The sequence below is a fragment of the Clostridium fessum genome (assembly GCF_027698965.1).
GTDB lineage: Bacteria > Bacillota > Clostridia > Lachnospirales > Lachnospiraceae > Otoolea > Otoolea fessa.
Genome location: NZ_JAQEQF010000009.1, coordinates 84986 through 99991 on the forward strand (window position 1 = coordinate 84986; position 15006 = coordinate 99991).

Annotated in this window: 13 protein-coding genes and 4 tRNA genes; 15 read left to right on the forward strand and 2 right to left on the reverse strand. The window is 47.4% G+C overall.

All coding sequences use genetic code 11. The features are described from left to right. Positions 1-101: 101 nt before the first annotated feature. The 7 genes from PG862_RS11780 to PG862_RS11810 all read left to right on the forward strand — a co-directional run bounded on the left by PG862_RS11780 (position 102) and on the right by PG862_RS11810 (position 6834). The gene (locus tag PG862_RS11780; RefSeq protein WP_107001560.1) at positions 102-1472 is read left to right on the forward strand and encodes a sodium-dependent transporter; all 1371 of its coding nucleotides are present in this window, start codon (positions 102-104) and stop codon (positions 1470-1472) included. Positions 1473-1847: 375 nt separating this feature from the next. Next, positions 1848-3173, forward strand: coding sequence for an electron transport complex subunit RsxC (gene rsxC, locus PG862_RS11785; RefSeq protein WP_107001559.1), 1326 nt, complete (start codon positions 1848-1850; stop codon positions 3171-3173). 13 nt (positions 3174-3186) lie between these two features. After that, positions 3187-4128, forward strand: coding sequence for an RnfABCDGE type electron transport complex subunit D (locus tag PG862_RS11790; protein ID WP_107001558.1), 942 nt, complete (start codon positions 3187-3189; stop codon positions 4126-4128). Then, positions 4128-4736, forward strand: a complete 609-nt coding sequence (locus PG862_RS11795) for an RnfABCDGE type electron transport complex subunit G (protein ID WP_022359777.1) — start codon at positions 4128-4130, stop codon at positions 4734-4736. The genes PG862_RS11790 and PG862_RS11795 overlap by 1 nt, the downstream gene beginning before the upstream one ends. A gap of 14 nt (positions 4737-4750) precedes the next feature. Next, positions 4751-5452 (forward strand): electron transport complex subunit RsxE, encoded by a 702-nt coding sequence (gene rsxE / locus PG862_RS11800; protein WP_022359778.1) that lies wholly within the window; start codon positions 4751-4753, stop codon positions 5450-5452. Further along, complete coding sequence (locus PG862_RS11805; RefSeq protein WP_107001556.1) at positions 5452-6027, forward strand: electron transport complex protein RnfA; 576 nt, start codon at positions 5452-5454, stop codon at positions 6025-6027. The genes rsxE and PG862_RS11805 overlap by 1 nt, the downstream gene beginning before the upstream one ends. 15 nt (positions 6028-6042) lie before the next feature. After that, entirely contained in the window at positions 6043-6834 is a 792-nt protein-coding gene (locus tag PG862_RS11810; RefSeq protein WP_270707492.1) for an RnfABCDGE type electron transport complex subunit B, read from the forward strand. Positions 6835-6973: 139 nt separating this feature from the next. Here the strand turns inward: PG862_RS11810 and PG862_RS11815 are convergent, their stop codons facing one another. Then, positions 6974-7417, reverse strand: a complete 444-nt coding sequence (locus PG862_RS11815; protein ID WP_117795137.1) for a hypothetical protein — start codon at positions 7415-7417, stop codon at positions 6974-6976. Between the two features lie 293 nt (positions 7418-7710). On the opposite strand from PG862_RS11815, the gene PG862_RS11820 reads away from it, so the two are divergent. Continuing rightward, positions 7711-7932: a peptidase M50 gene (locus PG862_RS11820; protein ID WP_107001555.1), complete on the forward strand. Its 222-nt coding sequence runs from the start codon at positions 7711-7713 to the stop codon at positions 7930-7932. A 56-nt stretch (positions 7933-7988) separates the two neighbouring features. Further along, positions 7989-8600, forward strand: a complete 612-nt coding sequence (locus PG862_RS11825; RefSeq protein WP_270707494.1) for a class I SAM-dependent methyltransferase — start codon at positions 7989-7991, stop codon at positions 8598-8600. A gap of 373 nt (positions 8601-8973) precedes the next feature. Here PG862_RS11825 and ychF read toward each other — a convergent pair whose 3' ends face one another. After that, positions 8974-10071 (reverse strand): redox-regulated ATPase YchF, encoded by a 1098-nt coding sequence (gene ychF / locus PG862_RS11830; RefSeq protein ID WP_117795141.1) that lies wholly within the window; start codon positions 10069-10071, stop codon positions 8974-8976. A gap of 590 nt (positions 10072-10661) precedes the next feature. On the opposite strand from ychF, the gene PG862_RS11835 reads away from it, so the two are divergent. The 6 genes from PG862_RS11835 to PG862_RS11860 all read left to right on the forward strand — a co-directional run bounded on the left by PG862_RS11835 (position 10662) and on the right by PG862_RS11860 (position 14973). Next, positions 10662-10745: transfer RNA gene (locus tag PG862_RS11835), tRNA-Leu, on the forward strand. Between the two features lie 4 nt (positions 10746-10749). Next, positions 10750-10833, forward strand: a tRNA-Leu gene (locus PG862_RS11840). A 166-nt stretch (positions 10834-10999) separates the two neighbouring features. After that, a tRNA-Leu gene (locus PG862_RS11845) sits at positions 11000-11083 on the forward strand. Positions 11084-11087: 4 nt separating this feature from the next. After that, positions 11088-11171 (forward strand) — tRNA-Leu (locus PG862_RS11850). 99 nt (positions 11172-11270) lie between these two features. Then, a complete protein-coding gene (locus tag PG862_RS11855; RefSeq protein WP_408640005.1) occupies positions 11271-13028 on the forward strand; it encodes a S8 family peptidase in 1758 nt (585 codons plus the stop codon). 262 nt (positions 13029-13290) lie between these two features. Next, complete coding sequence (locus PG862_RS11860; RefSeq protein WP_022359691.1) at positions 13291-14973, forward strand: carbon starvation CstA family protein; 1683 nt, start codon at positions 13291-13293, stop codon at positions 14971-14973. Positions 14974-15006: the final 33 nt, after the last annotated feature.

Below are 15006 nucleotides of genomic sequence, written 5' to 3' on the forward strand. Positions count from 1 at the left end.
TCGGGCTGGTACCGGGATTTGCGGAGGCGCCTCTTTTTTGCGCCCGTCTGACTCTTGTCAGTGTGGGCCTGTAGAAATAAAAAAGGAGAAGGTAAGTAGAAATGGGAAGAGAACGTTTTTCCTCTCGGCTGGGATTTATCCTGATTTCCGCGGGTTGTGCGATCGGTCTGGGAAATGTGTGGAGATTCCCGTACATCGTCGGTCAGTATGGCGGCGCGGCGTTTGTACTGATTTATGCGGCATTTCTGGTGCTTTTAGGTCTTCCGATCATCGTTATGGAATACTCGGTCGGCAGAGCGAGCCAGAAGAGTGCGGCGCTTTCATTTGATGTGCTGGAGCCAAAGGGTACTAAGTGGCATTTTGAAAAATGGTTCGCGATGGCGGGCAACTATGTCCTGATGATGTTTTATACGACGGTAGCCGGATGGCTTCTGCTGTATGTGTTCAAGATGGCGAAAGGCGATTTCGTGGGTCTGGATGCGGACGGTGTAGCAGGGGAATTTGGCTCTGTACTGGCAAATCCGGGACTGATGACGGTATTTATGCTGCTCTGTGTCGTATTCTGTTTTTCCATCTGTGCGATGGGACTCCAGAACGGCGTTGAGAAGATCACAAAGATGATGATGGTCTGCCTATTATTCCTGATGGTTGTGCTGGCAATCAATTCGGTGCGGATGGAAGGCGGACGTCCGGGACTTGAATTTTACTTAAAGCCGGATTTTGGCAAGATTCAGGAGGTTGGTGTCGGCAAAGTCGTATTTGCGGCGCTGGGACAGTCGTTCTTCACGTTGAGTATCGGTATCGGTGCGATGGCGATTTTTGGAAGTTATATCGATAAAGAGCGCAGCCTGACCGGCGAGGCAATCAATGTACTGGTCCTTGACACGCTGGTAGCGTTTATGGCAGGACTTATCATTTTTCCGGCATGTGCGGCTTACGGCATCGAGGCAGGACAGGGACCAAGCCTGATCTTCATCACGCTGCCGAATGTATTTAACCACATGGCAGGCGGACGTTTCTGGGGCACGCTGTTCTTTGTCTTTATGACCTTTGCGGCGGCATCAACGGTCACAGCGGTATTCCAGAATATCGTATCCTTTGCAACGGATCTGACTGGCTGTTCGATCAAAAAGGCAGTCTGCGTCAATCTGGTGGTGATTGCGGTCCTGTCGCTTCCGTGCGTGCTGGGTTTCAATCTCTGGAGTGGTTTCATGCCGTTCGGAGAGGGCAGCAACGTGTTGGATCTCGAGGATTTCATCGTCAGCAACAACCTGCTTCCACTCGGAAGTCTCGTTTACCTGATGTTCTGTACCAGCCGGTATGGATGGGGATTTGAGAATTTTCTCAAGGAGGCAAATGAGGGAAAAGGCGTGAAGTTCCCGCGCCAGGTGCGAGCGTATGTGACATATGTCATTCCACTGATTGTGCTGTTTATTTTTGTGCAGGGGTACTGGAGTAAGTTTTTCCAGTAGACTGTGCAGCTCTTTAGGTAACGAGAAAAAAGGAAAGTCCGGCAGAGGCAAACTCCGCCGGACTTTCCTTTTTTCGCCAAGGCTATTGACATAGTATTTAAGGGAAAGTTTTACGGGATTTTTACACAGTTTTGTTGATTCTGTATAAACAAAAGCTATATTATAACCATTTGTATTAATTTTTATACAGAGTGAAGGGGGCAGAAGATTCATTTTTCAATTGTGAATTTTTTTTACCTGTGTTATACTATACGCGGTAGATTCTAGCTCCTACGCCCGATAATATTTTCACAATTTCGGCAGAAAAGGCATCTGACGGGAGGTGAATGGGTGGAGGATGAAGGAAAATTTAGTAAGAGAAAGAGGGTTTAATTGATGGGTTTGGCTACATTTATAGGCGGCATTCATCCATATGAGGGTAAAGAACTGTCTGAGGATAAGCCGATCAAGGTTCTCGAACCGTTACAGGGCGAGATCATGGTTTATCCGCTGTCCCAGCACATTGGCGCACCTGCGAAACCACTGGTAGCGAAGGGCGATCACGTGCTGAAAGGCCAGATCATTGCAGAGGCAGGCGGATTTATTTCCGCAAACGTACTTAGTTCTGTTTCCGGTACGGTAAAGGGAATCGAGTCCAAGCTGGTTGCCAATGGTGCAATGGTTCAGTCAATCCTGGTGGAGAATGACGGTGAAGAAGAGGCGATTGAGGGCTTCGGAACAGACAGAGATGCAACAAAGCTGTCGAAAGAAGAGATCCGTAAGATCGTTAAGGATGCCGGTATCGTCGGCCTGGGCGGCGCTGGTTTCCCGACACATGTAAAGCTTACTCCGAAAGATGAGAACGCAATTGATTACGTTATCGTCAACGGTGCAGAGTGCGAGCCGTACTTAACCAGTGACTATCGTACCATGATGGAGCGTCCGGAGCAGATTATCGGCGGCCTGAAGGTTATGCTTCAGCTGTTTGACAATGCGAAGGGTGTTATCGGTATCGAGAACAACAAGCCGGAGGCTATCAAGAAGCTGACGGAGATGGTAAAGGACGAGCCGAGAATCGAAGTATGTCCGCTGCTGACCAAGTACCCGCAGGGTGGTGAGCGTACACTTATCTATGCAGTGACAGGACGTGAGATCAATTCTTCCATGCTGCCGGCAGATGCAGGCTGTATCGTAGACAATATTGATACCGTTGCTTCTATTTATAATGCAGTATGCAAGACAACTCCGCTGATCCGCAAGATCATTACGGTAACCGGTGATGCCATTGCAGAGCCGCAGAACTTTGAGGTACGCCTTGGTACCAACTATCAGAGACTGGTAGAGGCAGCAGGCGGCTTTAAACAGGAACCGGAGAAGATGATTTCCGGTGGTCCTATGATGGGACAGGCTCTTTTCAGCCTTGACTTCCCGGTAGCGAAGACTTCATCTGCTCTGACCACCTTTACCAAGGATCAGGTAGCAGCGATGGAGCCGTCAGCATGTATCCGCTGCGGACGCTGCGTAGGCGTTTGTCCGGAGCATCTTGTACCTCCGCTGATGATGAAGGCATCTACGGCTCACGACCTTGAGAAATTCCAGAGCTTAAACGGCATGGAATGCGTTGAGTGCGGATGCTGTGCATATGCTTGTCCGGCAAGACGGCCGCTGACCCAGGCATTCAAAGAGATGCGTAAGGCAGTAGCAGCCAGCCGCAGAAAGTAGGAGGTGGGAAGAAATGGAAAAATTATTAAAAGTATCGTCATCACCTCACGTTCGTGACGGAGTTACGACACAGCGCCTGATGTTTGACGTTGTGATCGCCATGATTCCTGCCAGTGTTTATGGTGTATGGCAGTTCGGCATGAATGCACTTCTGGTTCTGATCGCTACCGTGATCGCCAGTGTGGCAGCCGAGTATCTTTATGAGAAATTAATGCACAAGCCGATTACGATTTCGGACGGCAGTGCAGTTGTTACTGGCATGATTCTTGCACTGAATATGCCGCCGGAAATCCCGGTTTGGATCCCGGTTCTTGGTGCATTCTTTGCAATCATCGTTGTAAAACAGCTTTACGGTGGTCTGGGACAGAACTTCATGAACCCGGCACTGGCAGCCAGATGTTTCCTTCTGACTTCCTTCGCTCTGTTTATGAATAACTTCTCATCCGCAAAGCTTGGATTTGACAGTCTGACAGGTGCAACTCCGCTGGCACAGTTAAGAGCCGGTGAGACAGTGGATCTGGCATCCCTGGTAATCGGACGTATCCCGGGAACTATCGGTGAGGTATCTGTAATTGCCCTGCTGATTGGTGCGATTTACATGGTAGTCCGCAAAGTTATCAGCCCGGTTATTCCGCTGATTTACATTGGAACCGTATTTGTATTTACATTCCTGTTTGGCGGATTCAACCTGACCTATTCTCTCAGTGAGATCTGTGCAGGTGGTCTTATCTTCGGTGCATTCTTTATGGCAACCGATTATGTAACGAGTCCTCTGACTCCGAAGGGACAGATCGTATACGGACTGATCCTCGGAATCGTAACCGGAATCTTCCGTCTCTGGGGTGCTTCTCCGGAGGGCGTTTCCTATGCGATCATCTTCAGCAACCTGCTGGTTCCGCTGATTGAGCGCTATACGCTTCCGACAGCATTTGGAAAAGGAGGTCAGAAGAAATAATGAACCAGATTATCAAAAATACAATCATCCTTTTCGTTATTACTCTGGTAGCTGGTATCTGTCTGGGAACAGTACATGATATTACGCTGGATCCGATTGCACAGGCACAGGAGGCAGCAGCTACTAAAACTTATCAGGAAGTTTACCCGGATGCGGCAAGCTTTGATGAACCGCAGGAGCTGGCTGACGCAGTAACTGCTGCAGCGGACAGCATCTCTGAGTGGGGATTTGGAAAAGTTACCATCAATGATGCAAAAGAAGCGCTGGATGCAAGCGGCAACCAGATCGGTTACCTGATTACCTCTACCTCCGCAGAGAGCTACGGCGGCAACGTGCAGATCGCAGTTGGTATCACCAACGAGGGCGAGCTGACCGGTATCGGTTTCTTAAGCATCAGCGATACGCCAGGTCTTGGTATGAGAGCCAAAGAACCGGATTTCAAGGATCAGTTTATCGGCAAGAAAGCTGAGAACCTGGAAGTTACAAAGACAGGCGCGTCTGCAGATAATCAGATTGAAGCCATCAGTGGTGCAACGATCACTTCCAAGGCAGTCACCAACGCGACAGATGCAGCTATCTATTTCGTGGCTAACTGCCTGGCACAGTAGGAGGTGGAAAGATTATGAATAAATATGTAGAACGCTTATATAACGGTATCTGGAAAGAAAACCCGATTTTCGTTCAGATGCTGGGTCTGTGTCCGACCCTGGCGGTAACCACTTCCGCCATCAACGGTGTCGGCATGGGACTTTCGACAACCGCCGTACTGATTGCGGCGAACTTTCTGATTGCATTGCTTCGTAAGATCATTCCGGACGGCGTACGTCTGCCGGCAGAGATCGTAGTCGTAGCATCCTTCGTAACCATCGTAGATATGTTGATGGAAGGTTTCGTTCCAAGCTTATATGCTTCCCTGGGACTTTACATTCCGCTGATCGTAGTTAACTGTATCATCCTTGGCCGTGCCGAGGCATATGCTATGAAGAACGGTCCGATCCTGTCTGCATTTGACGGTATCGGTATGGGACTTGGATTTACAGTTGCTCTGGCACTCATCGGTTCTTTCCGTGAGCTTCTGGGTGCAGGTACTATCTTTGGTATCCAGATTATGCCGGCTTCCTATCAGCCGATCTCAATCTTCATCCTGGCGCCGGGTGCATTCTTCGTACTGGCTTGCCTGACTGCTCTTCAGAATCGTCTGAAGATGCCGTGTGCAACAAACGGTTCCGTAAAAGAGAAGAAGAAGGGTGGCTGCTGCAGCGGCGACTGCTTAAGCTGTGCTGGTCATGATGCAGAAGTTAAGAAGGAACAGGAGGAGAAGTGATGAAAGAATTACTTATTATTGCGATAAGCTCGGCGCTGGTCAGCAACGTCGTACTGAGCCAGTTCCTCGGTATCTGCTCCTTCGTCGGCGTATCCAAAAAAGTTGAAACAGCAGCTGGTATGGGTGGTGCGGTTATCTTCGTTATTACCATCGCATCCATCGTTGCAAACTTGATTTATCAGTTCGTTCTGGCACCGCTTGGTATCGATTACCTGAAAACCATCGTTTTCATTCTCGTTATCGCAGCACTGGTTCAGATCGTTGAGATGTTCTTAAAGAAGTGCATGGTTTCCCTGTATAACGCGCTGGGTGTATTCCTTCCGCTGATTACAACAAACTGTGCCGTTCTTGGTGTTGCCCTGACAAACGTCCAGAACGGATATGGATTTTTACAGAGTGTGGTAAATGGTGTTGGTACAGCCGTTGGTTATACCATCTCCATCGTGCTTCTGGCAGGTATCCGTGAGCACATCGAGGGAAATGATATCCCGTATAACTTCCAGGGATCTCCTATCGTACTGGTAACGGCTGGTCTGATGGCGATTGCATTTCTCGGATTTTCCGGATTACTGTAGAAGGAGGAGACGAAAATGGATATGAATTCAATCATTATCGCTGCTGTCGTGATCGCGGCAGTCGGCATCATCGTTGGTGTCGGTCTGGGTCTGTTCGGCGCGAAATTTAAAGTTGAAGTAGATGAAAAAGAGGCAGCTGTTCGTGAAGAGCTGCCAGGCAACAACTGCGGTGGCTGTGGTTACCCGGGCTGTGATGGTCTTGCAAAGGCCATCGCAGAGGGCAAAGCTCCGGTTAATGCCTGCCCGGTCGGCGGTGCTCCGGTTGGCGAGAAGATCGCTGCTATCATGGGCGTAGAGGCTGGTTCCTCTGAGAAGAAGGTAGCTTTCGTTAAATGTAAAGGTACCTGCGACAAGACAAAAGTACAGTACGAGTACCATGGTATCGAGGACTGTGCGAAGGCATCCGTTGTACCGGGTGGCGGTGCAAAGGCATGTTCTTACGGCTGTACCGGTTTCGGAACCTGTGTGAAGGCATGTAAATTCGATGCAATCCACGTGGTAGACGGCGTAGCGGTTGTAGACAAAGAGAAGTGTGTAGCGTGTGGTGCCTGCGTGGCAGCCTGCCCGAAACACCTGATCGACCTGGTACCGTACAAGGCAAAACATCTGGTACAGTGCAGCTCCCACGATCGTGGACCGGCTGTCAAGGCAGCCTGCCAGGTTGGCTGTATCGGCTGTACGCTGTGTACCAAGCAGTGTAAGTTTGACGCAATCCATATGGATAACAACGTAGCTGTTATCGATTATGAGAAGTGCGTAAACTGCGGAGCTTGTGCAGCGAAGTGCCCGGTTAATGTTATTCAGTAAATAACGTAAATGAATACGCGTGACTGTGAAGGTACTGAACAGTCACGAATACGGAAGTAAAACGTCCGGTTGAACCGTTTGGAAAGACGGTTCAGCCGGACGTTTTGATTAGAAGAAGCTATATGGAGTGATATGAAACTTAAAGGATCGCTTTCGCCAGTGCGGTATGTATCACATTTAAGAGTGCCTGTGAGGTATACTGGCTGCCGCTTTCAAAGGAGAGATTTTCAAGCGACTGCGTGCTCACGATCTGCTCCGAGAGATGCGAAGCGGAAGGGGAGAGCAGCGGGTACATAGTTTCGATGGAATCACTTAAAGGACGGCAGGTAACAGAGGTGATTTGGGTGGAATCAACCGTGACTTCGACATTGACTGCTTGGCTGCCAAGTGTCAGGGTAGAACTGTACATGCCTGGCAGATAGTGGATACCAGCCGCAGCAGGGGCAGAAGCACTCTGTGTCTTCCTTCCAGGACGGAACATGATGAGGAGAAGCGCGATGAGAAGAAGCCCCAGCCCGATAAAGATAGCAGTATAAATAATCTCTTTCATGCGGAGTACGACAATTTTTGTTTTTGAACTCATAAGAAAGCTCCGGAATTCGTTTAGTACAGTGTATGAGACGGTTTGAGGGAAAATGAAAGAATATGATTTGTTATAAAAATAAAAGTCCCTATTTACATTTGTGTGTCTGATGTATCAACAGTATAATGATACATTTCACAAATTGCGTATGCGATTAGAAAATCAAGTAGTCCAAATTCCATAAAATGAAATTTTAGGGCAAATTACAGACATTAGCTTGGCTGTAGTATTTTTAAACAACATGTGTTAGACTACTGTTATACTAATCGGTATTTAACGAGGAGGTAATGATTATGAGTAGAAATATAAAAGGTGGTTTTTTAACATTAAGTGGTGTTGTTGGTATTGTGGGAATGATAATAGTGGCAATGCAAAATCCAGCAACTGAATGGGTAACGCCACCTGGAAGAATGATTGTAAGTATTTTAGAAAATGGATTATTGATTCCTACGGTTTTATTCCTTGTTCTTTTTATTTATGGATTGTATATTCTCCTAACGGAGAAAAACGATTGAGCAATACCGGTTTGTCGAATTAAGAAAACCGGTATTTGTGGAAGAGGAATTCTGTAATGAAATTTTTTGAAAATACCCGTAAGCCACAAGGCTTCGGCGGAAAATTGATGACGAAGATGATGAACAGCGGTCACGCCAAATTATCGCAATGGGGATTCTCAAATATCTCCGCGAAGCCTGATGCTGAAGTTCTGGACGTCGGCTGTGGCGGCGGAGCAAATATTGCGGTCTGGCTTGATAGATGTGGAAATGGCCACGTGACAGGAATGGATTATTCTGAGGTTAGTGTGGCAGAATCTCAAAAATTGAACGCCCTCGCCATTAAACAAGGGAAATGTAATGTAGTTCAAGGAGATGTATCTGCTATACCCTTTTCTGACGCGACTTTTGATTATGTTTCTGCCTTCGAAACAGTTTACTTTTGGCCAGGATTAGTAAAATGCTTTTCCGAGATCAACCGTGTGCTAAAAAGCGAAGGCATATTCCTGATTTGTAACGAGAGTGACGGAACGAATGCCGCAGATGAAAAATGGACAAAGATGATCAATGGTATGAAGATTTACACATCTAAACAACTTGTTGCCGCTTTGAAAGAAGCGGGTTTTACAGAGATCAAAACGTATTCAAATGCAAAAAATCATTGGATAAGTATTGTTGCAACGAAATAGCCAAATTCCAGTTTGTCAATTACAGGTGACATTGAAAGAGTCAGCCCATTCAAGGTGCTGGCTCTTTCAAAAATTCAAATCTAATAAATTGCACGACAACTTAGAGTAAAAATGAATACCCATTAGCCAGAAATGAATAGAAAATGAATAAAAGAGTGGTGTTTCGTATAATTATGAGTTAGTATGCATCAGACACACTTTTGTAAAAAGGGAGAAATAAAAAGAGCTGCCATCCGTTGATATGCTTTGATAGGATCCCCCATGTTTTCGTACGGTCAGCGCAGTAAATGCGCAGACCCAAACAGTTACCCCAAATCTACAAAAAGGGAATCTGATCAGCGGATGGCAGCTTCTGAGATTTTATGACACGATATTAAACATTGAAGCGGAAGAGTACGACATCGCCGTCCTTCACCACGTAGTCCTTGCCCTCCATGCGTACCAACCCTTTCTCTCTGGCTGCATTGTAGGAACCGCAGTCTAAGAGATCCTGATAGTTGACTACCTCAGCTTTGATGAAGCCGCGCTCAAAATCGGAGTGGATTTTTCCAGCTGCCTGCGGTGCTTTGGTGCCGACTTTGATGGTCCATGCACGGGTCTCAGTTTCACCGGCAGTCAGGTAGCTGATAAGGCCAAGAATGCGGTAGCTGGCTGCAATCAGTTTTTCAAGACCGGATTCAGTCAGACCGAGATCTTCGAGGAACATTTTCTTCTCATCTTCATCTAACTCAGCGATCTCCTGCTCAATCTGGGCGCAGATAACAAATACCTCGCTGTCGTTCTCAGCTGCAAATTCGCGAACCTGTTTTACATATTCATTGGAAGCACCGTCATCTGCCAGATCATCCTCGGATACGTTGGCAGCGAAGATAACCGGTTTCCAGGTTAAGAGATCCAGCGTATTGATGAACGCGAGTTCATCCTCATCCTCCGGCTCAAAGCTTTTTGCCAGTTTGCCATCTTCCAGGTGAGCATACAGTTTCTTTAAAGTTTCCAGTTCTTTGGCCAGAGCCTTATTTCCCATGGCACTCTTGGTCGTCTTGGCGATACGGCGTTCCAGAACCTCCATATCGGAGAAGATAAGCTCCAGGTTGATGGTTTCGATATCGCGGAGCGGATTGACGCTGCCGTCTACATGGATAACATTTGGATCCTCAAAGCAACGGACAACGTGTACGATCGCGTCTACCTCACGGATATTGGCAAGGAACTGGTTTCCAAGACCTTCGCCCTTGGAAGCGCCCTTTACCAGACCAGCGATATCAACGAACTCGATTACAGCCGGAGTGATTTTGGCAGAATTATAAAGAGCTGCTAACTGACCCAGACGCGGATCTGGAACCGGTACGACACCGACGTTCGGATCGATGGTACAGAACGGGTAATTGGCAGACTCAGCGCCAGCCTTGGTCAGAGAATTAAACAGTGTACTTTTGCCTACGTTTGGCAGACCTACGATACCTAATTTCATTTTATGATTTACCTATCCGAAAACCCTTTGCTTATCAGGATTTCCGCCTTTCTTTCGGTTTCTTATTGCGCCTTTTTACGCCCTTTTTGTAATCTTTCTTAATTTTAATGAAAGAAATCAATGCAACTATGTATTATAGCAGAAAGACAGCGCTTTTTCAATCTCAAAGGAGACATTTTGTGGCTATAGGAATGCAGAAATGGTTACTGTTCACAGGTAGGCACTTTTGGAACCGAAAGTGCCGTAAGAAAACGTGGTGGCAGCAGGAATTTGCCGTATTTAAATGCGAAGCCACGGCAAATTCCGTTACTGGGCACGTATGCGTGAACAGTAACCAGAAATGTGTAATGGTTGTCTGTTTTCCTGTTTAAGAAGTAAGAAAGGATTTTTTAAGGGAGCTGCGGAGTGGTAGGATAGGGCTGAAATACATGATTTTGCAGTAGAAAGAAACTATAAAAATATAGGAATAATTAGAACAAATAAAAAAAAATAAAAAAAACAAAAAAATGCTTGCATTCGCGGAGCGCCTGTGCTATACTAAGCTTCGTCAGTGAGTGACTCACTCGACAGGCAAAAATAAAAAGCAGTAAGCGGGAGTGCTGGAATTGGCAGACAGGCAAGACTAAGGATCTTGTGGGTGTATGCTCGTGTGGGTTCAAGTCCCATCTCCCGCAGTAAGCAGAAGTGGCGGAATTGGCAGACGCGCACGGTTCAGGTCCGTGTGATGGCAACATCATGAGGGTTCAAGTCCCTTCTTCTGCATGACTGATAGCCCGGTACAGAGATGTGCCGGGTTTTTGCTATACTCTGATTCAATAAATTCAGATATAAATTTGCGGAAAACAGGCTTGCAATTCAAATGAAATTGTGCTATACTACTCTTTGTCGGTGAGAAAATCATCGGACAGAGAAAATTGAAAAACAGTAAGCGGGAGTGCTGGAATTGGCAGACAGGCAAGACTAAGGATCTTGTGGGTGTATGCTCGTGTGGGTTCAAGTCCCATCTCCCGCAGTAAGCAGAAGTGGCGGAATTGGCAGACGCGCACGGTTCAGGTCCGTGTGATGGCAACATCATGAGGGTTCAAGTCCCTTCTTCTGCATGATCGATAGCCCGGTACAGAGATGTACCGGGTTTTGTTTTGTTAAAAAAATAGATAGAATATGATGCTGGGATTTGCCATATAAGCATAAACTGTAAAATGAGTGAATTAATGAATGGCAAGAGCCAGAAAAAAGAAAACCTTTTAAACTTATCTTTGGATGCGACAGAAGCGGAACGGGAAAAGTCCCCGGCACTTCAGATGGGATACGACCAGAATACGAAACGCTGGGAATTAATCATTCAATATAATGGAACTGTGGAAAAGTTGCAGGAACAGCTGCCGCAGGCGGAAATTTATCCACTTTCCGGCGGCTACGCGATTGTGCGGCTCCCTGAATCGCAGGTGGATGATCTGGCAGGATTATCACAGGTTGAGTATATAGAAAAGCCGAAGCGTCTTTATTTTGAGGTGAACCGGGCGATTCGGGATACCTGTATTGCGCCGGTGCAGAGCGGAAATCAAGTCTCTCAAAACGTGTATGGCAGAGATGCTGATTTAAGTGGTCGAGGCACATTGACTGCCATCATCGACTCCGGAATCGATTATTTCCATCCGGACTTTCGAAACGCAGATGGAACGACGCGCATCGCCGCACTTTGGGATCAGGAGCAGAACCGGATTTATACGCGGGAGGAGCTCAACCGGGCATTGGAGGCGGGCAGCCGGGAACGCGCTTACGAGATCGTCCAGTCGCGGGATGTGAGTGGGCACGGGACGGCAGTTGCGGCGATTGCAGCCGGAAATGGCTGGGAGGGCGGCGGACACTACCGGGGAGTAGCCTGGGAGAGTGAACTTCTGGTCGTGAAGCTTGGAACGCCGCTTGCGGATTCATTTCCCAGGACAACAGAGCTGATGCGGGCGTTGGACTATGTGGTGGGAATCGCACAGGAATGGCGGATGCCGGTGGCGGTGAATCTGAGCTTTGGAAATACCTACGGTTCTCATGACGGAACCAGCCTACTGGAGACGTATCTAAATTCGATGGCAGAGCGGGGGCGGACTTCCATCATCGTGGGAACCGGAAATGAAGGATACAGCATGGGACACCGGGCGGGATTTCTGCAGATGGGACGTCCGGTGGAGATAGAGCTTGCAGTGGGGGAATATCAGACGGGCTTCGGTGTGCAGCTATGGAAATTGTATCAGGACCGGTTTTCGGTAGAAATTTTCAGCCCGGGCGGCAGCAGCACCGGGCTGATCCGGGAATCGTTGGGAGCACAGCGGCTTTCCTATGAGACGGAAGAGATTCTTCTATATTATGGGATGCCGAGTCCATACAGTCAGGCGCAGGAGATTTATCTGGATTTGATTCCAAAAGGAAGCTACATTCAGGACGGGCTCTGGAAAATCCGTCTGATTCCAGAAGAAATACGGGATGGTCAGTATGATCTGTGGCTGCCAGCGGGCATGGCACTGAACAGGGAAACACGTTTTTTGGCGGCATCGCCGGACACGACGCTGACAATCCCATCGACCGCCAGCCGGGCGATCTCGGTGGGGGCGTACGATGACGCCACGCAGGCGTATGCAGATTTTTCCGGTCGTGGATTTGCAAGATTGGGGCATCCGATCAAACCAGAGCTGGCGGCACCTGGTGTAAATATCATAACCGCCCGCGCAGGCGGCGGATATGAGGCAGTGACAGGAACTTCCTTTGCCGCTCCATTTGTGACCGGATCGGCGGCTCTGATGATGCAATGGGGGATTGTAAATGGGAACGATCCCTATCTGTATGGGGAGAAGCTGAAAGCATATCTCATCCGCGGGGCGCGGAGTCTGCCGGGGGAGACGGTATATCCGAATGAGCGGTTGGGGTATGGGGCATTGTGTCTGGAGCGAAGTTTCCCGTTGTAAAAACAATAGGAAGTGCAAGGTGCACAAAAAACAATAAATGAAATTGTAAATTATATTTAAAGTGTTAATTGAATTTTCCGCTCAAAAGAGTATAATTTACATGATATAAAATGCAATGAGCATGGAAAGACATAAAAGAACGGAAATACAGAGAGTCACTGGATGGATCGGGAAAGCTGTTGGGATAGAAAATTCGCCTTTGTTATCCGACTGGATAGCAGAGGCGTTTTTTTATAAATAAACAAAGGAAAGAGGTTTAACTATGAGTGGAGTAATGATGATGATAATCGCCATCGTTGTTCTGGGAGGAGCATACCTCCTGTACGGGCGTTATCTCCAGAATAAGTGGGGCATCGATCCAAACGCCAAAACTCCGGCATATGAGATGGAGGACGGTGTTGATTATGTACCGGCTGATACAAACGTCGTGTTTGGACATCAGTTCGCATCGATCGCCGGTGCGGGTCCGATCAACGGTCCGATCCAGGCAGCAATTTTTGGCTGGCTTCCGGTCCTGCTTTGGATTTTAATCGGCGGCGTATTTTTCGGCGCCGTTCAGGATTTTGCATCCATGTATGCGTCTGTCAAAAATAAGGGACGTACAATCGGATACATCATCGAAGAGTACATTGGAAAATTAGGAAAGAAATTATTTCTTTTATTCTGCTGGCTGTTCTGTATTCTGGTTGTTGCAGCGTTTGCAGATGTTGTAGCGGGAACATTTAAGGGATTTACGGTCGATGAGGCAGGTGCTGTCACAAAGATAGCGGCAAATGGAGCTGTTGCAACTACTTCTATGTTATTTATCATCGAGGCAGTTGCACTTGGATATTTCCTCAAATATACCAAATTCAACAAATGGATCAACACAGCCGTCGCTATTTTATTACTGGTGGCAGCGATCGCACTGGGACTGAATTTCCCGGTCTATGTCGATCTTGGAACCTGGCATATTATTATCTTTGTGTACATTCTGATTGCCAGTGTCGCTCCGGTATGGGCGCTGCTTCAGCCGCGTGATTATCTGAACAGCTATCTGCTGATCTTTATGATCGTCGGTGCAGTTATCGGTGTATTTGTGGCCAATCCGGCATGTAATTTGAAACCGTTTACAAGCTTTAATGTAAATGGACAGTATATGTTCCCGATTTTATTTGTAACGATTGCCTGTGGCGCAGTTTCCGGTTTCCATTCTCTGGTATCTTCCGGTACTGCATCTAAACAGATCAAAAATGAAAAGAACATGCTTCCAGTTTCGTTTGGCGCAATGCTGATGGAGAGTATGCTTGCTATCATCGCACTGATTGCAGTTGCTTCCTTTGCAGATGGCGAGGCAGCAGCACAGGGACTTACCACCCAGCCGCAGATTTTTGCAGGCGCGATCGCAAATTTTCTTTCCGTAGTTGGTCTGCCGCATTCGCTTGTATTTACATTAATCAACCTGGCGGTATCTGCATTTGCACTGACTTCCCTGGATTCGGTTGCCCGGGTAGGACGTCTGTCGTTCCAGGAATTTTTCATGGATTCGGACACAGACGAGGAAAATATGAGCCCGTTTGTAAAGGTAGTAACCAATAAATATTTTGCAACCATCATCACACTGGTACTCGCGTACCTGCTTACCAAGGTCGGCTATGCAGAGATCTGGCCGTTATTCGGTTCTGCAAACCAGCTGTTATCGGTACTTGCTCTTGTAGCTTGTGCAGTATTCTTAAAGAAAACCAAGCGTCAGGGCTGGATGCTCTGGGTGCCGATGCTGTTCATGATGGCAGTTACCTTTACTGCACTGAGCATGACCATCATAAAGCTCACAAACGCATTTATGACGACCGGTCTGGATCTGGGAAATACACTGCAGCTTGTATTTGCAGTGCTGCTGTTAATCCTGGGTGTATTAGTAGCAATTCAGGGTATCAAGAAACTGCTTGAAAAAGCGGATAAGTAAAAATAATAAGTGAAAATAAAATGTAGATGAGGT